This is a genomic window from Serratia rubidaea (assembly GCF_016026735.1).
Taxonomy (GTDB): Bacteria; Pseudomonadota; Gammaproteobacteria; order Enterobacterales; family Enterobacteriaceae; genus Serratia_B; species Serratia_B rubidaea.
In genome coordinates this window covers 60592-80668 of record NZ_CP065640.1, presented here as the reverse complement: position 1 = coordinate 80668, position 20077 = coordinate 60592, and the positions used below count along the sequence as shown (strand labels likewise).

Annotated in this window: 20 protein-coding genes; 11 read left to right on the top strand and 9 right to left on the bottom strand. The window is 61.0% G+C overall.

The features are described from left to right. Positions 1-6 precede the first annotated feature (6 nt). A complete protein-coding gene (gene tal, locus I6G83_RS00395; protein WP_054307287.1) occupies positions 7-957 on the bottom strand; it encodes a transaldolase in 951 nt (316 codons plus the stop codon). Between the two features lie 228 nt (positions 958-1185). Further along, complete coding sequence (gene rpiB / locus I6G83_RS00390) at positions 1186-1644, bottom strand: ribose 5-phosphate isomerase B (RefSeq protein ID WP_015673312.1); 459 nt, start codon at positions 1642-1644, stop codon at positions 1186-1188. 317 nt (positions 1645-1961) lie between these two features. Here rpiB and I6G83_RS00385 point away from each other — a divergent pair, with 317 nt between their 5' ends. From I6G83_RS00385 to I6G83_RS00360, 6 genes are all read left to right on the top strand, one after another. Next, the gene (locus I6G83_RS00385; RefSeq protein ID WP_015673311.1) at positions 1962-3074 is read left to right on the top strand and encodes an erythritol/L-threitol dehydrogenase; all 1113 of its coding nucleotides are present in this window, start codon (positions 1962-1964) and stop codon (positions 3072-3074) included. Positions 3075-3139: 65 nt separating this feature from the next. Next, complete coding sequence (locus I6G83_RS00380; protein WP_015673310.1) at positions 3140-4408, top strand: MFS transporter; 1269 nt, start codon at positions 3140-3142, stop codon at positions 4406-4408. 34 nt (positions 4409-4442) lie between these two features. Next, positions 4443-5213 carry a GolD/DthD family dehydrogenase gene (locus I6G83_RS00375; RefSeq protein WP_015673309.1) on the top strand — a complete coding sequence of 257 codons (771 nt, stop codon included), beginning with the start codon at positions 4443-4445 and terminating at the stop codon, positions 5211-5213. Positions 5214-5239: 26 nt separating this feature from the next. Continuing rightward, a complete protein-coding gene (locus I6G83_RS00370; protein WP_054307288.1) occupies positions 5240-6241 on the top strand; it encodes a dihydroxyacetone kinase subunit DhaK in 1002 nt (333 codons plus the stop codon). 40 nt (positions 6242-6281) lie between these two features. Beyond that, a complete protein-coding gene (gene dhaL / locus I6G83_RS00365) occupies positions 6282-6902 on the top strand; it encodes a dihydroxyacetone kinase subunit DhaL (RefSeq protein WP_371851020.1) in 621 nt (206 codons plus the stop codon). A gap of 152 nt (positions 6903-7054) precedes the next feature. Further along, positions 7055-8017, top strand: coding sequence for a sugar-binding transcriptional regulator (locus I6G83_RS00360; RefSeq protein WP_015673306.1), 963 nt, complete (start codon positions 7055-7057; stop codon positions 8015-8017). 71 nt (positions 8018-8088) lie between these two features. Here the strand turns inward: I6G83_RS00360 and I6G83_RS00355 are convergent, their stop codons facing one another. After that, positions 8089-8682, bottom strand: coding sequence for a lytic polysaccharide monooxygenase (locus tag I6G83_RS00355; RefSeq protein ID WP_054307289.1), 594 nt, complete (start codon positions 8680-8682; stop codon positions 8089-8091). Positions 8683-9037: 355 nt separating this feature from the next. On the opposite strand from I6G83_RS00355, the gene I6G83_RS00350 reads away from it, so the two are divergent. Together I6G83_RS00350 and maeB are read left to right on the top strand one after the other, a co-directional pair. Then, positions 9038-9967, top strand: a complete 930-nt coding sequence (locus I6G83_RS00350) for a LysR substrate-binding domain-containing protein (RefSeq protein WP_054307290.1) — start codon at positions 9038-9040, stop codon at positions 9965-9967. 275 nt (positions 9968-10242) lie between these two features. Next, a complete protein-coding gene (gene maeB / locus I6G83_RS00345; protein ID WP_062779333.1) occupies positions 10243-12522 on the top strand; it encodes an NADP-dependent oxaloacetate-decarboxylating malate dehydrogenase in 2280 nt (759 codons plus the stop codon). Positions 12523-12579: 57 nt separating this feature from the next. On the opposite strand, the gene mmuM is transcribed toward maeB, so the two are convergent. Beyond that, a complete protein-coding gene (mmuM, locus tag I6G83_RS00340; RefSeq protein WP_054307292.1) occupies positions 12580-13521 on the bottom strand; it encodes a homocysteine S-methyltransferase in 942 nt (313 codons plus the stop codon). Next, on the bottom strand, positions 13511-14932 hold the full coding sequence (gene mmuP / locus I6G83_RS00335) for an S-methylmethionine permease (protein ID WP_054307293.1): 1422 nt from the start codon (positions 14930-14932) through the stop codon (positions 13511-13513). The genes mmuM and mmuP overlap by 11 nt, the downstream gene beginning before the upstream one ends. Positions 14933-15089: 157 nt before the next feature. Between mmuP and I6G83_RS00330 the strand changes: the two genes are divergently transcribed. Next, the gene (locus I6G83_RS00330; protein WP_054307294.1) at positions 15090-15932 is read left to right on the top strand and encodes a ChaN family lipoprotein; all 843 of its coding nucleotides are present in this window, start codon (positions 15090-15092) and stop codon (positions 15930-15932) included. Here the strand turns inward: I6G83_RS00330 and I6G83_RS00325 are convergent. The 3 genes from I6G83_RS00325 to amiA all read right to left on the bottom strand — a co-directional run bounded on the left by I6G83_RS00325 (position 15929) and on the right by amiA (position 18248). Continuing rightward, positions 15929-16378, bottom strand: a complete 450-nt coding sequence (locus I6G83_RS00325; protein WP_015673299.1) for a YaiI/YqxD family protein — start codon at positions 16376-16378, stop codon at positions 15929-15931. The two genes, I6G83_RS00330 and I6G83_RS00325, sit on opposite strands and share 4 nt — an antisense overlap. Then, complete coding sequence (gene hemF / locus I6G83_RS00320) at positions 16378-17298, bottom strand: oxygen-dependent coproporphyrinogen oxidase (RefSeq protein WP_054307295.1); 921 nt, start codon at positions 17296-17298, stop codon at positions 16378-16380. The genes I6G83_RS00325 and hemF overlap by 1 nt, the downstream gene beginning before the upstream one ends. A 65-nt stretch (positions 17299-17363) precedes the next feature. Then, complete coding sequence (gene amiA, locus I6G83_RS00315) at positions 17364-18248, bottom strand: N-acetylmuramoyl-L-alanine amidase AmiA (RefSeq protein WP_054307296.1); 885 nt, start codon at positions 18246-18248, stop codon at positions 17364-17366. A gap of 315 nt (positions 18249-18563) precedes the next feature. Here amiA and I6G83_RS00310 point away from each other — a divergent pair, with 315 nt between their 5' ends. After that, positions 18564-18989, top strand: a complete 426-nt coding sequence (locus I6G83_RS00310; protein ID WP_054307297.1) for a GNAT family acetyltransferase — start codon at positions 18564-18566, stop codon at positions 18987-18989. A 36-nt stretch (positions 18990-19025) separates the two neighbouring features. Here I6G83_RS00310 and I6G83_RS00305 read toward each other — a convergent pair whose 3' ends face one another. Further along, positions 19026-19418, bottom strand: coding sequence for a YgiW/YdeI family stress tolerance OB fold protein (locus I6G83_RS00305; protein WP_015673295.1), 393 nt, complete (start codon positions 19416-19418; stop codon positions 19026-19028). A 196-nt stretch (positions 19419-19614) separates the two neighbouring features. Here I6G83_RS00305 and I6G83_RS00300 point away from each other — a divergent pair, with 196 nt between their 5' ends. Beyond that, positions 19615-20070 carry a DUF2919 domain-containing protein gene (locus I6G83_RS00300; protein ID WP_054307298.1) on the top strand — a complete coding sequence of 152 codons (456 nt, stop codon included), beginning with the start codon at positions 19615-19617 and terminating at the stop codon, positions 20068-20070. Positions 20071-20077 lie beyond the last annotated feature (7 nt).

Genomic DNA, 20077 nt, shown 5'->3' with positions numbered 1-20077 from the left:
GGATAATTACAGTTCTGCGGCCAGCATGTCTTCCAGCTTCTGCTGGTCAACGGCGAACAGGCGGATGCCCTCGGCCAGTTTTTCTACCGCCATCGCGTCCTGATTATGCAACCAGCGGAATTCTGCTTCGGCCAGCGGCGCCGGCTGATGGAAACCTTCGGTGGACGGCGTCAGTTTGCGCTCAACCGGCTGTTCGCTGTGCTTCAGCTGTTCCAGCAGGTTTGGCGCGATGGTCAGGCGGTCGCAGCCGGCCAGCGCCAGGATCTGCTCAACCTTGCGGAAGCTGGCGCCCATGATCACGGTCTGATAGCGGTGCTGTTTATAGTATTCATAGATATCACGCACGGACTTCACGCCCGGATCCTGCTCGACGTCGTAGTCGGCGCTCGGCTGTTTTGCCTGATACCAGTCATAGATACGGCCGACGAACGGCGAGATCAGGTACACGCCGGCTTCGGCGCAGGCGCGGGCCTGGGCGAAGGAGAACAGCAGCGTCAGGTTGGTGTTGATGCCTTCTTTTTCCAGCTCTTCCGCCGCCTTGATGCCTTCCCAGGTGGCGGCCAGTTTGATCAGGATGCGCGACTTATCGATCCCTTGCTCCTGATACATGGCGATCAGCTTGCGCGCCTTGGTGACGCACATACCGCGGTCGAAGGACAGGCGGGCGTCCACTTCGGTGGAGATACGGCCCGGCACGCTTTTCAGAATTTCGACGCCGATATTGACCGCCAGTTTGTCGCAGGCGTTGATCAGCTGGGTTTCTTTGTTGCCGCCCTGCTGGCGCGCGTAGTTCAGTGCTTCGGTAATCAGCGCCTTGTACTGCGGCAGCGCGGCAGCTTTCAGGATCAGTGAAGGGTTGGTGGTTGCATCTTCCGGTTCGAACTGGCGGATGGACTCAATGTCGCCGCTGTCGGCAACCACTACGGTCAACTGCTTGAGTGCGTCTAATTGGTTCATGTATAGCTCCTTGATTTACCCTTCATCTCTAAGGGGGCAGCAGCGCAGCAGCGCGCTTTTGCGCCATCAGGTTAAACGTCTATTTAATAGGGTGAACACACTGCATCATAGGTGTGCCAAATAAAATGCGCTTTTTCTGATTGTTGCGATGGATAAGAACAATGGATCCCGAGTAAACGCAGGCAGGGCGCGCATTGGCGCGCGCCTGCCCCTGGCCGGAAAGCGGTGTCAGCGTGGTTGGGCCGCCTGTTCGTAGTGGCTGATTTTCGCCACTTTGGGCGCCGATCCGCCGCCTTCAAACTCGGAGGCCAGCCAGGCGTCAACGATGGTTTTCGCCAGCTCCGCGCCGATCACCCGCGCGCCCAGCGTAATGATCTGGGCGTCATTGCTCTTGCGCGCCCGCTGTGCCGAATAGGTATCGTGGCACTGGGCGGCGCGTATCCCCGGCACCTTATTGGCAACGATGCTCATGCCAATTCCGGTACCGCATAACAGAATACCACGTTGATGCCGTTCGTTCCTGATGGCTTGCGCTACCTGGAAGGCGATATCGGGGTAGATCCCGTTATCGTCGCCGCGATCGCGGGTGTAATCGGTGACGGCGATATCGCGTTGCTGCAGATAGGCAACGATCACGTTCTTCAATTCAATGGCGGCATCATCGGCGCCGATGGCAATAGGCAACATAACGATCTCCTGGTTGATAGCGGAAAGGCTGACGATCCTCGCGGGGGCGTCTGCTGTTGAAGATATCGCCAATAATACAAATGTTCAACATTTGTTCTTTTGTTTTATCTGTTTTAAGTGTGAGCGGAGCATTTTAAGTGATGATGATCACGTAATTGGCGCTTGATAGCGCTTTTGTCGCGTTGAGAGGCGAGTTTTTGAGCGTAATCACAGTTTGAAAAGTTCATGGTGGGCAAATCTGTCGGCTGAGTTTAGTGTTCATTTGTTCTTATTTTGTATTAATGTTCATGATAGTGACCCAGCCAGAGGATAAAACTATGTGTCAGACCTGTGTAACAGCGGCAAAAATGGCGGACGGCATCCCAGAAACCATGAAGGCGATCGTTGCCTACGCGCCAAAGGATTACCGTCTGGAAGAGGTGGCGGTGCCGAAGATCGGCCCGAAAGAGATCCTGGTTAAGATCGAGGCCTGCGGCATCTGCGCCGGCGATATCAAGGCGTTTGAAGGCGCGCCGAGCTTCTGGGGCGATGAGACGCAGCCGGCCTATATCAAGGCGCCGATGATCCCGGGGCATGAATTTATCGGCCACGTGGTCGGCTACGGCGAGGGCGTGGAAGGGTTTGAGATCGGCGACCGGGTGATCTCCGAGCAGATCGTCCCCTGCTGGCAGTGCCGCTTCTGCAACCGCGGCCAGTACTGGATGTGTGAAAAACACGATCTGTACGGCTTCCAGAAGAACGTCAACGGCGGCATGGCCGAATACATGAAGTTCACCAAAGAGGCGATTAACTACCATGTACCGGCGGATCTGCCGATTGAAAAAGCCATTCTGATCGAACCTTACGCCTGTTCGTTCCATGCGGTGCAGCGCGCCAATATCAAACTGGGGGACGTGGTGGTGCTGGCCGGGGCCGGTACGCTGGGTCTGGGGATGATCGGCGCGATCAAAAAATCCGGGCCGTCGAAGCTGATCGTGCTCGATCTGTCGGATGACCGGCTGGCGCTGGCGAAGACCTTCGGCGCGGATCTGACGCTCAATCCTACCCGCGACGACGTACCGGCGATCGTCAAACAGCTGACCGACGGCTACGGCTGCGATATCTACATTGAAGCCACCGGCGCGCAGAAGTCGGTGGAGCAGGGGCTGACGCTGATCCGCAAGCTCGGCACCTTCGTGGAGTTCTCGGTGTTCAAGGATCCGGTGACCGTTGACTGGAGCATCATCAGCGACCGTAAAGAGCTGGACGTGCTCGGCTCTCACCTTGGCCCGTACTGCTATCCGCTGGTGATAGAGGGCATCCACAACGGCGATTTGCCGACCGAAGGGGTGGTGACTCACACCCTGCCGCTGGAGCAGTTTGCCGAAGGTTTCGAGCTGATGAAACGCGGCATCGGGTCGATCAAAGTGGTGCTTAATCCAAACCTGTAAACCTGCGCCATTCCTCGGGTGCAGGCCTGCCTGCGCCTCCACAATGACATGTGTTGGGGTGTTCTATGTTGCACGGACTGATTCATCGCATTGGTCTTTCACCGAAACTGCTGCTGGGCTATGCCGGCGTGCTGGTGTTTATGATGGGGGAAGGGCTGGAGCAGGGCTGGCTGTCGCCCTATCTGATCGGCAAGGGGCTGAGCATTCAGGAGTCGGCGCTGCTGTTTAGCGTGTACGGCTTTGCCGCCGCCATCGCCGCCTGGTTCTCCGGCGTGCTGGCGGAAATTTTCACCGCCCGCCGGGTGATGCTGGCCGGCCTGCTGCTGTTCCTGTTCGGCTCGGTGTGTTTTCTGCTGTTTGGCCTGCCCAGCAATAACCTGTCGATTATGGTGCCGACCTACGCCCTGCGCGGGCTGGGCTACCCGCTGTTCGCCTACGGTTTTCTGGTCTGGGTGGCCTATGAGGCGCCGCCGGAAAGGCTGGGCTCCGCCGTGGGTATTTTCTGGTTCGTCTACAGCGGCGGGCTGAGCGTGCTGGGCGTGCTCTACTCCAGCATCATGCTGCCGTATCTCGGCGAGATTCATACCCTGTGGAGCGCGCTGATCTTTGTGGTGCTGGGGGCGGCGATCGCTCTGTTGCTGAACCGCGGAACGCCTGACGGGCAAAGCGCCAATAAAGAGAAGGCGTCGCTGAGCTATGTGCTGAAGGGCATCACCATCGCGTTTGAAAATCCGAAGATTGGTCTGGGCGGCATTGTGCGCACCATCAATACCTCGGCGGCTTACGGCTTCGTGGTGTTTATGCCGATGTACATGATGGATATGGGCTTCACCCGCACCCACTGGCTGCAGATGTACGCCGCGCTGTGGACGGTGAACATTATTTTCAACCTGATTTTCGGCGTGATCAGCGACGGCCTGGGCTGGCGTAACGTGGTGATGTGGTTCGGCTGCGTCGGCTGCGCGATTACCACGCTGATGTTCTATTACGCCCCGCAGTTCTTCGGCGCCAATTACCTGATCACCGTGGCCGCCGCCGGCCTGTTCGGCGCCTGCCTGGCCGCCTTTGTACCGCTGTCGGCGATTATGCCGTCGCTGGCGCCGGAGAATAAGGGCGCGGCGATGTCGATTTTAAACCTCGGCGCCGGCCTGAGCACCTTCGTCGGGCCGGCGGTGGTGGGGCTGTTTATCGGCAGCCTCGGCGCGGTCGGGGTGATCTGGATCTTCACCGGTCTGTATCTGTTCAGCGGCGTGCTGATGAAATTCGTCACGCTGCCGAAAGAAGCGCCCGGCGGGGCCAAAGACGCCAACCCCAGTTTGGCGAAAATATCCTGATGCAACGTGATACCCATCGTTTAGGGAGAGAAAGATGAACAATCAGCAACGGGCAGGCGACAGCGCGCTGACCCTACAGGGCAAGGTGGCGCTGATCACCGGCGGCGGCGCCGGCATCGGTTACGCGATTGCCGAACAGTATGTGCAGCACGGCGCGCGCGTGGTGCTGCTGGACCGGGCCCCCGACGTGGCGGCCACGGCGCAGGGGCTTGACGCCGAACATGCGCTGGGCCTCGTCGCCGACGTGACCGATCGGGCCTCGGTGGAACAGGCGCTGGCCGACGCTCTGGCGCATTTCGGCCGGCTGGACGTGCTGGTCAACAGCGCCGGCATCGTGGCGCTGAATCCGGCGGAGGAGGTGACGGAGGCGGAGTGGGACGCCACGCTGGCGGTGAACCTGAAGGGCGTTTTTCTTACCAGTCAGGCCGCCGGACGGCATTTTATCCGCCAGCGCAGCGGCAGCATTATCAACCTGGCTTCGCAGGCGGGCGTGGTGGCGCTGCCCAACCATCTGGCCTACTGCGCCAGCAAGGCCGGCGTCATTGGCCTGACGCAGGTGCTGGCGCTGGAGTGGGGGCCGCACAACGTGCGGGTGAACGCCATATCGCCCACCGTGGTGCTGACCGAACTGGGACGCAAGGCGTGGTCCGGCGAACCGGCGCGGCAGATGCTCGACAAAATCCCGCTGCGCCGCTTTGCCGAACCGCAGGATATCGCCGCCGGCGCGCTGTTTCTGGCCGGCGACGGCGCAGCAATGATTAACGGCGCGAATCTGGTGATCGACGGCGGATACACCATTCAGTAATTCATCTTCAGGCGAGAGAGGCAGCAATGAACAGAATTATCAACGACCCCGACCACGTGGTGGAAGACGCGATTCAGGGCTATCTGCAGGCGCATCCCGACTATTTCAGCCCTACCGATAACGCCCGGGTGCTGAAGTATCCCGCCGCGCCGATCGGCGGCAAGGTGGGCATCGTCACCGGCGGCGGTTCCGGCCATGAACCGGCGTTTCTGGGCTATGTGGGCAAAAATATGCTGGATGCGGTGGCGATCGGCGAAATCTTCTCGTCGCCGACCGCCGGCGCTTTTCTTGACGCGTTTAAAGCCGCCGACGGCGGCGCCGGCGTCGCCTGCCTGTACGGCAACTATGCCGGCGATAATATGAACGTCAAAATGGCGATGAAAAAGGCCGCCGCCGCCGGCATTACGGTGAAAACCGTGGTGGCGAACGATGACGTAGCCTCGGCGCCGGCCAGTGAAATCGACAAGCGCCGCGGCGTGGCCGGGGAAATCATGATGTGGAAAGTCGGCGCTGCCGCCGCCGCCAAAGGCTATGACCTGGACGGGGTGATCGGCGCGGCGCAAAAGGCGATCGACAGCTGCCGTTCGATCGGCGTGGGGCTGAGCTCCTGCACCATTCCGGCGGTGGGCAAGCCCAACTTCCACATCGAGGACGGCAAAATGGAGATCGGCATCGGCCACCACGGCGAGCCGGGCATTGAGGTGTCGCCGATCCAGCCGGCGTCCGGCATGGCGGCGACCATGCTGGATTTCATCCTCGGCGATATGCCGCTGGAGCAGGGTGATGAGGTGGCGGTGCTGGTTTCCGGCCTGGGGGCCACGCCGGTGATGGAGCTGTATATTTATTATGGCGAAATCGCCCAGCGTTTGGCGGCGCGCGGCATCACGGTGCACCGGCGCTACGTCGGCAACTACTTCACCTCGCTGGAGATGATGGGCGTGACGCTGACGGTGATGAAGCTGGATGATGAACTGAAAACCCTTATTGATATGCCAAGCCAGTCGCTGGGTTTGACCCAGGTGGAGTGACGTGATGACAGAACAGATTTCTACGCAGTACGGTAATGAGATGGTCGAAGGGCTGGTGACGGTGATCGTCAGCCACCGCGAGTTCCTGAGCGAGATCGACGGCGCAATCGGCGACGGCGATCACGGCATCAATATGGCCAAGGGTTTTACCCTGTGCGGCGAGGCGATGAAAGGCAAGACGCTGTCGTTGGCGCAGGCGTTTGATACGCTGTCCGATGCGCTGATGGAGGGCATTGGCGGTTCGATGGGGCCGCTGTACGGCAGCCTGTTTATGGGCATGGCGGACAGTGTGCGCGAGAAGGCGCAGCTGGATGCGCCGGCGTTTCTCGCCATGCTGCAGCAGGGGCTGAGCGAGCTGCAGGATATCAGCAGCGCCGGCGTCGGCGACAAGTGCCTGATGGATACGCTGATCCCGGCGGTGGCGGCGTTCGAGCAGGCGCTGCAGCGCGGCGATGACTTCTCCGGCGCGCTGGCGCAGATGAAGCAGGCGGCGGCGGATGGGCGCGACTCCACCCGCGATCTGGTGGCGAAAATAGGCCGCGCCAGCCGGCTGGGCGAGCGTTCGCGCGGCGTGCTGGATGCGGGGGCGGTCTCCTGCTGCCTGCTGCTGACCACGCTGGCGGAGGCGACGGAGCGGCGTTTGCAGACCGTGGCCGCCTGAGTTGCCGCGGCGTTTCGGCGCCGCCGTGATGCAACGCCAATTATTTAGGGTATATACTGGCGACAGTTAAGTTTTATCGCACAATGGGTTCAGAGACGCTGAGCCCATTTTGCCGATAACCGGCCAACCTGCCGTGGGGAATCGTGTAACGGATGGAAAAACAAACAGTGTCCCAGGATAACGAACTACTGACTGAAATTGCCGTTGCGTATTATCAGGACGAAATCACCCAGGAAGAGATCGCCAAAAAATTCGGCATCTCGCGCATTAAAGTGGGGCGTCTGCTCAAGCGTGCGAAGGAAGAGGGCATCGTTGAGATTACCGTGCGTTACCACCCGGTGTTCAGCACCCGGCTGGAACAGCAGATGCTGGAGCGTTTTCCCATCAGCCGTGCGCTGATCGCCCTTGACCATCAGGATGAAGATGAGCAGCGGCGGCAGGTGGCGGCGCTGGTGTCCAATTACCTGTCGATGTCGCTGAAGGATGATATGGTGCTGGCGGTCGGGCAGGGGCGCAACGTGGCGGCGATTGCCGATCACGTCGGCAGCGTGCCGGAGCGCAACTGCCGGTTTATCAGCGGTATCGGCGGCACCCACCGGCCCGGCGATGCGATTAACGCCGATCATATCAGCCGCCGGCTGGCGAAAAAGTTCGGCGGCAGCAGCGAGACGCTGTACGCGCCGGCCTACGTGGAGAACCGCGCGCTGAAGCAGGCCTTTATGCAAAACGGCACCATCAAGGAGACGCTGGACCGGGCGCGCAAGGCCGACGTGGCGCTGGTGGGCATCGGCGATATGAACGAGAACAGCTACATGGTCAAACTGGGCTGGTTTACGCCGCATGAGATTATCGACGCCAGCCTCAATCAGGGCGTGATCGGCGATATCGCCGGCTATGATTTTTTCAACGCCCAGGGGCAGCACGTGGACACGGTGATGAACGACCGGGTGATCGGGCTGAGCATCGACGAACTGCGTAAAATCCCCTGCGTAATCGCCATTGCCTCGGAAAACACCAAGGCGCTGGCGATCCTCGGCGCGCTGCGCACCGGCGCGATTGATATTATCGCCACCAGCGCGCTGAATATCCGCACCCTGCTGAATATGTCGCAGTAGGCGACAATCCTCCTCTATTCGCCATAAAAAGGGTCAGCACCGCGCTGACCCTTCGGCATTTCTTTAACCGGTTAATTGCTCAGGTTTACGTCAATCGCCTGGTAGAACGCATTGCCGGTATCGGCTACGTCCCACACAGCAAGGATCACGTGCGAACCGCTGCGGTCCGCCGGTATGGTGCACTTATGCGACACCTTGGCCGCCGGAATCGCGCCGCCGTCATCATACTGACAGAACGGCGTCAGATCGAAAGAGGCGCGGCTCAGCGGCTGTGAGGCGTCCCAACCCGGCTTGGTAATAAAGTAACGCCAGCTGGTGGTGCTGTGGCGCGCGGTGAGGTTCCAGGTGAAGGTGTTTTCGCCGGTGTGCAGATTCAGCTTGTTCCAGCGGGTTGGCGTTTGCTGATCCAGCTCGAAGAAGGTGGCTTTGTCGGCGCTGGCGATGTGGCCGTCCGGCGGACCGGCCTGCGGGAAGCCCTTCAGGCCTTCCACGCTTTGCGGTTCATACTGCACGCTGCCGCACTGGGTGTTGAGCTGCTGCTTGCACTGGTAGGCGCGGCTGGCGGGCGATTCCACATAGCCGTGCGCGCTGGCGGTGTGGGAGACGCCCAGCGTAGCGGCGCTGAGCAGGCCAAGGGTCATCAGAGTACGGGTCATAGTGTTCATGGTATTACTCCTGATTAAGGTTTGATGTTCGGGTAATGCTTATTTCACCGACGCATTAGCAGGCGAGAAGTTAAATAACCTGTCTGCATCGGCTGGTTATATTTTTGTCCGGGCGGAGGAGGTGAATAACGGAATTATTTGTTGATGATGAACTGAATTTATTATTGTGAACGGCATTGTCGGTCACGTTGAAATAAATGCCGGCACGGATGCGGATTGACTAATACGATGGTTTATTTATACCGCGCATGACTTGCCGTGTCCGGCAGGGCTGGCGGTGTGGCCTGTTTTTTATCTTTTTCACCGTGGGAAATTAGCGTCAATTTTTTTCTTTATTCGTCAAAGAGGAATGTTTATGACCAGATTATCCCTGGATGCGATTAAAATAATCGACACCATCAAAGAGACCGGCTCATTTTCTATGGCGGCGGACGTGCTGCATAAAACGCCGTCGGCCATCTCTTACCGCGTCGCCAATATTGAAAATAAACTGAATGTAAAACTGTTTCACCGCCACGGCCCGGTGGTCAGCCTGACGGAGGAGGGTGAGTTTTTATTAACGGAAGGGCGCTGGATCGTCAACGCGGTGCAGGATCTGGAAAACCGCGTGCGCAATATCCCCAAACTGACGCACGAGATTCGCATTGTGGTCGACACCTTTTTCCCACACGCCTGCCTGACGCAGGATATCCGTGAATTTATTGGCCGCTATCCCCACGCCAGTATCAGCGTACGGCGTGAGACGTTGAACGGCGTCTGGGATGCGTTAAAAAGCAACCGGGCGGATCTGGCGATCGCTACCGGAGCGGTGCCGGATAACGTCGCGGCGAAAACGCTGATGCTGGGCAAGCTGGATTTTGCGCTCTGTATTTCTCCTTCACACCCGTTTGCCGCCCAGCGCAGGCCGGTGAGTAAACAGCAGCGGCTGGACGATATTCTGATCGCCATCGGCGACAGCAGCCACGAACTGCCCCGACGACAGGGTGAAGCGCTGCCGCTGCAGCGGCAACTGCAGCTGTGCGATGTGGAGAGCGCGCTGTCGCTGCTGAAACGCGGCGTGGGGCACGCGTTTCTGCCGCCGGCGCTGGTGGCCGCGGAGCTGGAGAAGGGCGAACTGGTGACGGCCGACGTCGACTGGGCGAAGGGGGATGAGATGCTGTGGCTGGCCTGGCACCCGGCCTGCCGGGGCGAAGCGTTTGACTGGTGGCGGCAGCGGCTGCGCGACAAGAGCGCACGGTTCGGCTGCGAAGGATATGAAATGGTGCGCGAGGGGGGATGCCGCTAGTTGCTGCCGACGCCGGGCTGGTTGGGCCTGCGGAACGGCGGTTTTTTTCTTGTCCATTCTGTGTTACATGTTTTTAACCTAATGCATACCTTTCATACATGAAGTTGTCCGGAAGCGGCAGGGCGCAGCGCCTTGCCACAACTTCAATTATTTCAGGTATCTGAAAGTTTCGCGCAGGGTTATGGCAGGCTTCAAAGTTTGCGGCGATTCTCTCACTATACTGGTGTAACAAAACAGCCTTACCTCAGATAAAAGTAAAAACAAAGGACCCTATAATGGACGAACAGCTCAAACAGAGTGCCCTTGATTTCCATCAGTTTCCTGTTCCAGGGAAAATCCAGGTCTCCCCAACCAAACCGCTGGCCACCCAGCGCGATCTGGCGCTGGCCTACTCGCCGGGCGTCGCCGCGCCTTGCCTGGAAATTGCCGAAGATCCGCTGGCGGCCTACAAATATACCGCCCGCGGCAACCTGGTGGCGGTTATCTCCAACGGCACCGCGGTGCTGGGGCTGGGCAATATCGGCGCGCTGGCCGGTAAGCCGGTGATGGAGGGCAAAGGCGTACTGTTCAAGAAGTTTTCCGGCATCGACGTGTTCGATATTGAAGTGGACGAAAATGACCCGGATAAGCTGATTGACGTGATCGCTGCGCTGGAGCCAACCTTCGGCGGCATCAACCTGGAAGATATCAAAGCGCCGGAATGCTTCTATATCGAGAAAAAGCTGCGCGAGCGGATGAAAATTCCGGTGTTCCACGATGACCAGCACGGTACGGCGATCATCACCACCGCGGCGGTGCTGAACGGCCTGCGGGTGGTGAAGAAAAATATTTCCGATGTGCGTCTGGTGGTATCCGGCGCCGGCGCGGCGTCGATCGCCTGCCTTAACCTGCTGGTGGCGCTGGGGCTGCATCGGCAGAACATCACGGTGTGCGACTCCAAAGGGGTGATCTACCAAGGCCGTGACGAGAAAATGGAAGAAACCAAGACCGCCTACGCCATCGAGGACAACGGGCAGCGCACGCTGGCCGACGCCATTCCGGACGCCGATATCTTCCTTGGCTGCTCTGGCCCGGGCGTGCTGACGCAGGAGATGGTGAAAACCATGGCGCGGGATCCGCTGATCATGGCGCTGGCCAACCCGGAACCGGAAATTCTGCCGCCGCTGGCGAAGGAAGTGCGCCCGGACGCGATTATCTGCACCGGCCGCTCCGACTACCCGAACCAGGTCAACAACGTACTGTGCTTCCCGTTTATTTTCCGCGGCGCGCTGGACGTCGGCGCCACCACCATCAACGAAGAGATGAAGCTGGCCTGCGTGCATGCGATTGCCGACCTGGCGCTGGCGGAGCAGAGCGACGTGGTAGCCTCCGCCTATGACGATCAGGATCTGTCATTTGGCCCGGACTACATTATTCCCAAGCCGTTTGACCCGCGCCTGATCGTCAAGATCGCGCCGGCGGTGGCCAAGGCGGCGATGGATTCGGGCGTGGCGATGCGGCCGATTGAAGACTTCGACGCCTACGTGGAGAAACTGACCGAGTTCGTTTACAAAACCAACCTGTTTATGAAGCCGATCTTCGCCCAGGCGCGCAAAGAGATGAAGCGCGTGGTGCTGGCGGAAGGTGAAGAGGAGCGGGTGCTGCACGCCACGCAAGAGCTGGTGTCGCAGGGGCTGGCGTTCCCGATTCTGGTCGGGCGTCCGAGCGTGATTGAGATGCGCCTGAAAAAACTCGGCCTGCAGATGACGCCGGGCAAAGACTTTGAGGTGGTGAATAACGAATCCGATCCGCGTTTTAAAGAGTACTGGGGCGAGTATTACCAGATCATGAAGCGCCGCGGCGTTTCGCAGGAGCAGGCGCGCCGCGCGGTGATCGGCAACCCGTCGCTGATTGCCGCCATTATGCTGCACCGCGGCGAGGCCGACGCGATGATTTGCGGCACCATCGGCAGCTACCATGAGCACTATGAGGTGGTGAAAAACGTGTTCGGCTTCCGCGAGGGCGCGCACGTCGCCGGGGCGATGAACGCTCTGCTGCTGCCGAGCGGCAACACCTTTATCGCCGATACCTACGTCAACGACGACCCGACGCCGGAGCAGCTGGCGGAAATTACCCTGATGGCGGCGGAAACCGTGCGACGCTTCGGCATTGAGCCGAAGGTCGCGCTGCTGTCGCACTCCAGCTTCGGCTCTTCCGACTGCCCGGCGGCGCGCAAAATGCGCAAAACGCTGGAGCTGGTCAACAGCATGGCGCCGGAGCTGGAAATTGACGGCGAAATGCACGGCGACGCCGCGCTGGTGGAAAGCATCCGTCACGATCTGATGCCGGACAGCCCGCTGAAAGGCTCGGCCAACCTGCTGATCATGCCGAATATGGAGGCCGCGCGCATCAGCTACAACCTGCTGCGCGTCTCCTCTTCTGAAGGGGTGACCGTCGGGCCGGTGCTGATGGGGGTGGCGAAGCCGGTGCACATCCTGACGCCGATCGCCTCGGTGCGACGCATCGTTAATATGGTGGCGCTGGCGGTGGTTGAGGCGCAGACCGCGCCGCTGTAATCGTCGCGCGGTGGCGTATATGAGAAGGGCGCAGCGGATGCTGCGCCCTTTTGTCGTTTAGCGTCCGGCGAGCTGGCCGGCGATAGCGCGGATATCCTGCGGCGTGGTGCGGCAACAGCCGCCGATCAGACGCGCGCCGCTCTGCCGCCAGGCGTCCAGCTGGCCGATCAGGCTGCCGTGCTCGCCGTCGCAGGCGTGCCAGGTTTTGCTGACCGCGTCGTAGTGTTCGCCGGAGTTCGGGTACGCCAGCAGCGGCAGCGTGGTCAGCGCGGCCAGCGTGCGCAGCGCCGGGGTCACCTGTTCCAGCGCGATGCAGTTGACGCCGACCGCCAGCGCCTGCGGGCTGGCGTTCAGCAGGGCGGCGACCTCGGCAAGCGACGTGCCGTCGCTCAGGTGCTCGCTGTCGCGCAGCGTAAAGGAGAACCAGGCGCCCAGCGTCGGATAGTCCGCCAGCAGCGTCAGCAGCGCCTGCAGTTCGGCAAACGAGGGCAGGGTTTCGCAGGCCAGCAGGTCAACGCCGGCGGCGGCCAGCGCCGCGATGCGCGGACGGTGGAAGGCGATCATCTCCGCCTGCGGCAGCTGATAATCACCGCGGTATTCGGAGCCGTCGGCCAGAAACGCGCCGTAGGGGCCGACGGAGCCGGCCACCAGCAGCGGCGCCGCCTGCGGCTGCTGCGCCAGATAGTCCGCGCGCGCCTGCTGCGCCAGCTGCACGCTGGTGGCGATCAGCGTCAGCGCCTGCTCCTCATTCAGGCCGCGGCGCAAAAAGCCCTGCGGCGTGGCCTGGTAGCTGGCGGTAATGGCGCACTGCGCGCCGGCGCGGAAATAATCCAGATGCACCTGATAGATAAGCGTGGGGTTTTCCAGCAACACCTTGGCGGACCAGAGCGGATCGCTTAAATCGCAGCCGCGCGCCTCCAGCTCGGTGGCCAGCGCGCCGTCGAGAATCAACGCGCGTTCGTCAGCCAACAGCGGGGCCAGAGGATTATTAACCGACATGTTTTTCTCCTGCATTGAGTTCGGTGGTTTTTTTGCCTGCGCCGTGGCTGACATAGTAGGCGACATAGCACAGTGCGACAAACGGCAGGCCGCAATAGAGCGCTATGCGTTGTTCGGCGTCGAAGGCCAGGCCGATGCACGCCAGCAGACAGAGCGCGAAGCCGGCGATCGGCGTCAGCGGGTAGGCGGGCGCGCGGAACTTGAGGCCGCTCAGTGGCTGGCCGCTGCGCAGATAGCTGCGGCGAAACGCGTAGTGGGCCGCGCAGATGCTCAGCCACACCGCCACCACGGCGAAGCCGGAAATCGCCGACAGCGCGACAAATACCGTATCCGGCGCAATCACGCTGGTCAGCAGCGCCAGCACGCCGCCGAGCATGCTGAAGGTCAGGGCGTTAAACGGGATGCCGCGGCGGTTGACCCGGGCAAAGTAGGCCGGCAGCGTGCGCTGATTGGCCAGTGACCACAGCATGCGGCCGGAGGCGTACAGCCCCGAGTTGGCGGCCGACAGGATGGCGGTCAGGATCACAAAGTTGAAGATATCGGCGGCGTAGGGCACGCCGATACGCTCGAAGACCAACACAAACGGGCTTTTCACCACTCCGGCCTGCTCCATCGGCAGCAGGGCCGCCAGCACGAATACCGTGCCGATAAAGAACACCATCAGGCGGATCACCGTGGTGCGGATCGCCCAGGGCACGACTTTTTCCGGGTTTTCGGTTTCGCCGGCGGCGATGCCGATCAGCTCCGTGCCGGAAAAGGCGAAGTTCACCGCCACCATGGTCATCAGAATCGGCAGCGTGCCGTTCGGCAGCCAGCCGGAGGCGGTCAGGTTATGCAGGAACGGCGCCGGCGTGCCGTCTTTCATCGGAATAATGCCGAACAGCGCCGCGCCGCCCAGAATGATAAACGCCAGAATGGTGACCACCTTGATCAGCGAGAACCAGAACTCGCTTTCGGCGAAGAAGCGGGTGGTGACCACGTTCAGCAGGAAGATCGCCGCGCAGAAAATCAGGCACCACAGCCACACCGGCGACTGAGGAAACCAGTACTGCATGCAGAAGCCGGCGGCGGTCAGGCTGGAGCCGAGCGCCACCGTCCAGGTCAGCCAGTACAGCCAGGCGACGGTGTAGCCGGTCGCCGGGCCGAGATAGCGCGAGGCGTAGACGTGGAACGCGCCGGTTTCCGGCATGGCGACGGCAAGCTCGCCGAGGCACAGCATCACCAGATAAACCACCAGCGCGCCGATCAGGTAGGCCAGCAGCGTACCGAGTGCGCCGGTGGAGGCGATGATATAGCCGGTGTTGAAGAACAATCCGGTGCCGATCACGCCGCCGAGGGAAAGCATCACCAGATGGCGGGCCTTCATGCTGCGTTTGAACTGCCCTTCATGGCTGACAGAAGATGTTTGCATTTTTTGTCCGTATAGACGTCTAAGTATCTAAATGGCTAGTCGTTATACCCGCTCCGCGCGGCGAAATCAATGCGCAAAGCGGTTTAGCGCCAATTTGTTATTTGTAAATGATAATTGTTATCTATAATGGGCGCACGATCGGCAGAAGGATAACACTATGAAATTTTGGGTTTTCATCGCGGTGCTGGTGCTCAGCGCCTGCTCGCAGGTTCCTGCCGGGCAGAACAGCGGCAAGGCCGCGCCGCCGCCGGGCGTCATCACCGATTTGCGCAGCGGCGAAACGCTGACGCCGCCGCAGCTGTTGGCGCGGCTGGCGCAGGCGCCGCGGCTGATCGTCGGGGAAAAGCACGATAACCCTTATCACCATCGCGCGGAGCTGTGGCTGGTGCAGCAGTTGCCGCAGCAGCGTCCGCAGGGCAGCGTGCTGCTGGAGATGATTAACCCCGACCGGCAGGCGCAGGTCGATGCGCTGCAAGCGCGTCTGCAGCGCGGCGAGCGGGTGGTGCCGGACGAACTGCCGGCGGAATTGGGCTGGCGGCAGAGCTGGCCGTGGGCGCAGTACGGCGATCTGGTGACCGCCGCGCTGATGGCGCCGTATCCGCTGTGGTCGGCCAATCTGGACCGCAGTGAGATTAGGGCGATTTATCAGCGGCCGCAGCTGCCGCCGGGCCGGCTATCCACCCGCGCCGCGGTGCGTCAGGGGCTGGCGGAGACCATACGCGCCGCCCACGGCGGCCAGATTGAGGCGCCGCAGCTGGCGGCGATGGTCGCCATTCAACAGCAGCGCGATCGCCGTATGGCGCAGCGGCTGCTGGCGGCGCCGACGCCGAGCCTGCTGATTGCCGGCGGCTATCATGCCTCCCGGCTGGTGGGGGTGCCGCTGCATATGCAAGATTTACAGCCGGCGGTACGGCCGGCGGTGCTGATGCTGGTGGAGCAGGGGAGCGAAGTGGGTAAGGAGCAGGCCGACTACCTGTGGGCGACGCCGGCGGCGGATTAGCGTTTACGCTGCTGCAGCCACTTATCCAGCTCGTTGGCGAACTGCTGACGGTCGCGCTGGTTCAGGGCGTTCGGGCCGCCGGTCTGAATGCCGCTGGCGCGCAGGGTATCCATAAAATCGCGCATATTGAGCCGCTCGCGAATGGTGGCCGGGGTATAGCGCTCGCCGCGCGGATTCAGCGCCGCCGCGCCTTTTTCTATCACTTCCGCCGCCAGCGGAATATCGGCGGTGATCACCAGATCGCCCGCTTCGCAGCGGCGGACGATCTCGTTGTCCGCCACGTCGAAACCGGCGGCCACCTGCAGCGTGCGCAGATACTTCGACGGCGGCGTGCGCAGCGGCTGGTTGGCCACCAGCGTCACCAGCGTGGCGGTGCGATCGGCGGCGCGGAACAGCACCTCTTTAATCACGTTCGGACAGGCGTCCGCATCAACCCAAATCTGCATTACGCCTCCTCCTGCAGCCAGTCGCGTACCGGCAGGAAGTCGCGGTACAGCAGCGCTTCCGGGCTGCCTTCTTCCGGCTGATAGCCATATTCCCAGCGCACCAGCGGCGGCATCGACATCAGGATCGACTCGGTACGGCCGCCGGTCTGCAGGCCGAACAGCGTGCCGCGGTCCCACACCAGGTTGAACTCGACGTAGCGGCCGCGGCGGTACAGCTGAAACGCACGCTCTTTCTCGCCCCAGCTCAGGGTCTTGCGCTTCGCCACGATCGGCAGATAGGCATCGAGGAAACCGTTGCCGACCGCGCGGGTAAAAGCAAAGCAGTGTGCAAAGTCCGGGCTGTTCAGATCGTCGAAGAACAGCCCGCCGATGCCGCGCGCTTCGTTGCGGTGTTTGATAAAGAAGTAGTCGTCGCACCACTTTTTATACGTCGGGTAGACCTCGTCGCCAAACGGCGCGCACAGCTGCTGCGCGGTGCGGTGCCAGTGCACCGCGTCCTCTTTAAAGCCGTAATAGGGGGTTAAATCAAAGCCGCCGCCGAACCACCACACCGGCGCTTCACCCGGCTTTTCGGCAATAAAGAAGCGCACGTTGGCGTGGCTGGTGGGGATATAGGGGTTCAGCGGGTGGATCACCAGGGAGACGCCCATCGCCTGGAAGCTGCGGCCCGCCAGTTCCGGGCGGTGCGCGGTGGCGGACGCCGGCAGCATCGCGCCGGAGACGTGTGAAAAGTTGACCCCGGCCTGTTCGAACACCGCGCCCTGGGTCAGCACCCGGCTGCGGCCGCCGCCGCCTTCCGCGCGCGTCCAGCTGTCTTCAACAAAGGCGCCGCCGCCGTCGGCCTGCGCCAGTTGTTCGCAGATGCGGTCTTGCAGCGCCAGCAGAAAGGATTTTACTTCAGCGATATCAGGTGAGCTCATCGGGTGGTTCGCACGTCAGTCTTAAACAGCCGTCAAGTATATACCCAAAAGCGCCGCCGAGGCGATTAGGCCGTGCGCCGGCGGTCCGCCTCGCGCAAGAAGGCGAGAATGCCGTCGGCGATGGCGCGGGCGATCTTTTCGCGGAAGGCGGTGGTGCCGAGCAGCTGCTCTTCATGCGGGTTGGTGATAAACGAGGTCTCCACCAGCACCGACGGAATGGACGGGGATTTCAGCACCGCAAACGCCGCCTGCTCGGTGCTTTGGCTGTGCAGATGGTGCACCGGGCGGATCTGCCCCAGCACGTGGCGGCCAAGGGTCAGGCTGTTGTTGATGGTGTTGGTCTGCACCAGATCGAACAGCGCCTGCTGCAGATAATTATCCTGCTGCTTATATTTGGCGCCGGCCACCTCATCGGCGGCGTTTTCACGTTTTGACAGATAGCGCGCCATGGCGCTGCTGGCGCCGCGGTTGGACAGGGCGAAGACCGAGGCGCCGTTGGCCGACGGATTGGTGAAGCCGTCGGCATGGATGGAAATAAACAGATCGGCCTGATGCTGATGGGCGATTTCCACCCGCTGGAACAGCGGAATAAAGTGGTCTTCTTCACGCGTCAACCGCGCCTCGACGTGGTCGTGCTGGTGCAGAAAGCGGCGCACGTGGTTGGCAATTTCCAGCACCACGTGCTTTTCCTGTGCGCCTTCGTGGCCGACCGCGCCGGAGTCGATGCCGCCGTGGCCGGGGTCGAGCATCACCAGCCGTTTGCTGCCGGCCGGTTTGGCGGCCGGTTTGGCGTGCGCGCTGCGCAGCATGCCGCCGGACTCCCGCGCCTGCGCCGCGCCGGCTTTGCCGCCGAGCAGGGCGAACGCCAGGCCCGACAGCAGCAGTTGGCGACGTGAGGACGAGGTGTTCAGCGGGGTGAAGTTAAGAAAGGGTTTTAGCTGTTTTTTCATGCCGTTGTGCTCCGTCGCTGCAAACTATTTGCAATGTTATATCGTATTGAACGGCGGCGTTCGAGATGATAACTATTTCCATTTATTAACAGGGTTTCCGTTTTCAAGGGCGAAAAAGGCGTTCTCTTTCAGCATCCTTGCGGCAGCGCCGCTTATTTGGGGTAGGCCCGTCATCCTTCAAGTTACGGATGCGTTGGCGGCTGAATCACCGATCTGAGTAAGCTCAGCGGGATTTCTCCCCTTGCGCCTTTCTGTAACTGGAATTATTTAGGGTATATAATCAGAGAAATAACTCATTAACAGCGGCGAACAACGATGGAAATTCGCGTATTTCGGCAAGACGACTTTGAAGAGGTCATCACGCTTTGGGAAAGGTGCGACCTGCTGCGCCCGTGGAACGATCCGGAAATGGATATCGAACGTAAACTGCATCACGATGCCGATCTGTTCCTGGTGGCGGAAGTCGGCGGCGAGGTGGTCGGCTCGGTGATGGGCGGCTATGACGGCCATCGCGGTTCGGCCTATTATCTTGGCGTGCATCCGGATTATCGCGGCCGCGGCATCGCCAACGCGCTGATTAACCGGCTGGAAAAGAAGCTGATGGCGCGCGGCTGTCCGAAAATCCAGCTGATGGTGCGCGAGGATAACGACACCGTGGTCGAAATGTATGAAAAGCTCGGCTATGAAATCCAGGGCATTACCAGCCTGGGTAAACGGCTGATCGAAGATCAGGAATACTGAGCCGAGAGGGCGGCGCTGGCCGCCGCCCCGTCAGCGTTACTGGATTTTCTTGAGGTTTTTCACATCCACTTCCAGCTTGCTCCACTCTTTATCAACCTTACCTTCCAGCTGAACTTTATCTTTCGGCGTAATGGTCTGACCGTTCCAGCGTTTGTGGTCGATTTCCACCGTCAGCGTGCCGGTGGCGTCGCGGAAGGTGTAGGTGTCGTCGCCGACGCGCTGTTCAATATTGCCTTGCAGCATCACCCAGGCGTCATCGCTCATCGATTTCACCTTGTCGACCGTGGTCAGCGAAGCGCTGGGGCCGGAAAAACCGCCCTGCTGAGTCTGTTGCACGTTCTGCGCGCCGGGGCCGTCGAAGCCGCCCTGCTGCGCCAGAACCGGGGTGCTGCACAGGGCGATCAATGCTGCCAGAGTCAGTTTTTTCATTGTTAAGCTTCCTTTTCGTTTTGCAGTGAATCGTGCGCGCCGGCGAGCGGCGTCGCTCAGTTGATAGTGCTAAGTAAAGCACATCAATCTTAAGAGCTTCTTAAGCCGGCGCAGGAATTTCTGCCGGCAGGATTGAAATTGCCGGCGCGGACTCCCATCTGTGTCTGCACGACAACGGACAATTAAGGAAACGGCCGTGAAGCCTTCTCCCGTTTTTTCCCCGGATGATTACGACAGCCACGGCGTGTTGCGCCTGCCGCTGTGGTTCTGGGGCGTGTTAATTTTGCAGGCGCGCACCTGGCTGCTGTTTGTGATGGCCGGCGCCTCGCGCCAGCAGGGGGAGAGCATGCTGGCGCTGTTTTACCCCGACACCCGCTCTTTTTGGTACGGTATGGCGCTCGGCCTGCCGGCGGCGCTGGCGTTTTTGCTCAGCGGACGCCGGGCGCAGTGGCCGCGGCTGTGGCGCGCCTGGCGCTGGGTGCTGCTGCTGTCGCTGCTGGCGGCGCTGGGCGGTTCGCTGGCGGGCGTCTGGCAGGGGGAGGGCACGCCGCTGCTTGACGGCGTGCTGGCGCTGCTGGATGCGCTGGCGCTGGCCTATCTGCTGGTTAACCGCCGTCTGCGCGCCTGTTTCTCGGATTCCGCGCAGGAGTAGCGCGCCG

Excerpts from the sequence above, each read along its gene's own strand:
- amiA (WP_054307296.1), bottom strand. The coding sequence starts at position 18,248 with ATGAAAAAACAGCTAAAACCCTTTCTTAACTTCACCCCGCTGAACACC.
- mmuM (WP_054307292.1), bottom strand. The coding sequence starts at position 13,521 with ATGTCGGTTAATAATCCTCTGGCCCCGCTGTTGGCTGACGAACGCGCG.
- mmuP (WP_054307293.1), bottom strand. The coding sequence starts at position 14,932 with ATGCAAACATCTTCTGTCAGCCATGAAGGGCAGTTCAAACGCAGCATG.
- I6G83_RS00350 (WP_054307290.1), top strand. The coding sequence starts at position 9,038 with ATGACCAGATTATCCCTGGATGCGATTAAAATAATCGACACCATCAAA.
- I6G83_RS00385 (WP_015673311.1), top strand. The coding sequence starts at position 1,962 with ATGTGTCAGACCTGTGTAACAGCGGCAAAAATGGCGGACGGCATCCCA.
- I6G83_RS00375 (WP_015673309.1), top strand. The coding sequence starts at position 4,443 with ATGAACAATCAGCAACGGGCAGGCGACAGCGCGCTGACCCTACAGGGC.
- I6G83_RS00380 (WP_015673310.1), top strand. The coding sequence starts at position 3,140 with ATGTTGCACGGACTGATTCATCGCATTGGTCTTTCACCGAAACTGCTG.
- dhaL (WP_371851020.1), top strand. The coding sequence starts at position 6,282 with ATGGTCGAAGGGCTGGTGACGGTGATCGTCAGCCACCGCGAGTTCCTG.
- rpiB (WP_015673312.1), bottom strand. The coding sequence starts at position 1,644 with ATGTTGCCTATTGCCATCGGCGCCGATGATGCCGCCATTGAATTGAAG.
- I6G83_RS00325 (WP_015673299.1), bottom strand. The coding sequence starts at position 16,378 with ATGCAGATTTGGGTTGATGCGGACGCCTGTCCGAACGTGATTAAAGAG.
- tal (WP_054307287.1), bottom strand. The coding sequence starts at position 957 with ATGAACCAATTAGACGCACTCAAGCAGTTGACCGTAGTGGTTGCCGAC.
- I6G83_RS00310 (WP_054307297.1), top strand. The coding sequence starts at position 18,564 with ATGGAAATTCGCGTATTTCGGCAAGACGACTTTGAAGAGGTCATCACG.
- I6G83_RS00355 (WP_054307289.1), bottom strand. The coding sequence starts at position 8,682 with ATGAACACTATGACCCGTACTCTGATGACCCTTGGCCTGCTCAGCGCC.
- hemF (WP_054307295.1), bottom strand. The coding sequence starts at position 17,298 with ATGAGCTCACCTGATATCGCTGAAGTAAAATCCTTTCTGCTGGCGCTG.
- I6G83_RS00330 (WP_054307294.1), top strand. The coding sequence starts at position 15,090 with ATGAAATTTTGGGTTTTCATCGCGGTGCTGGTGCTCAGCGCCTGCTCG.
- I6G83_RS00360 (WP_015673306.1), top strand. The coding sequence starts at position 7,055 with ATGGAAAAACAAACAGTGTCCCAGGATAACGAACTACTGACTGAAATT.
- maeB (WP_062779333.1), top strand. The coding sequence starts at position 10,243 with ATGGACGAACAGCTCAAACAGAGTGCCCTTGATTTCCATCAGTTTCCT.
- I6G83_RS00370 (WP_054307288.1), top strand. The coding sequence starts at position 5,240 with ATGAACAGAATTATCAACGACCCCGACCACGTGGTGGAAGACGCGATT.
- I6G83_RS00305 (WP_015673295.1), bottom strand. The coding sequence starts at position 19,418 with ATGAAAAAACTGACTCTGGCAGCATTGATCGCCCTGTGCAGCACCCCG.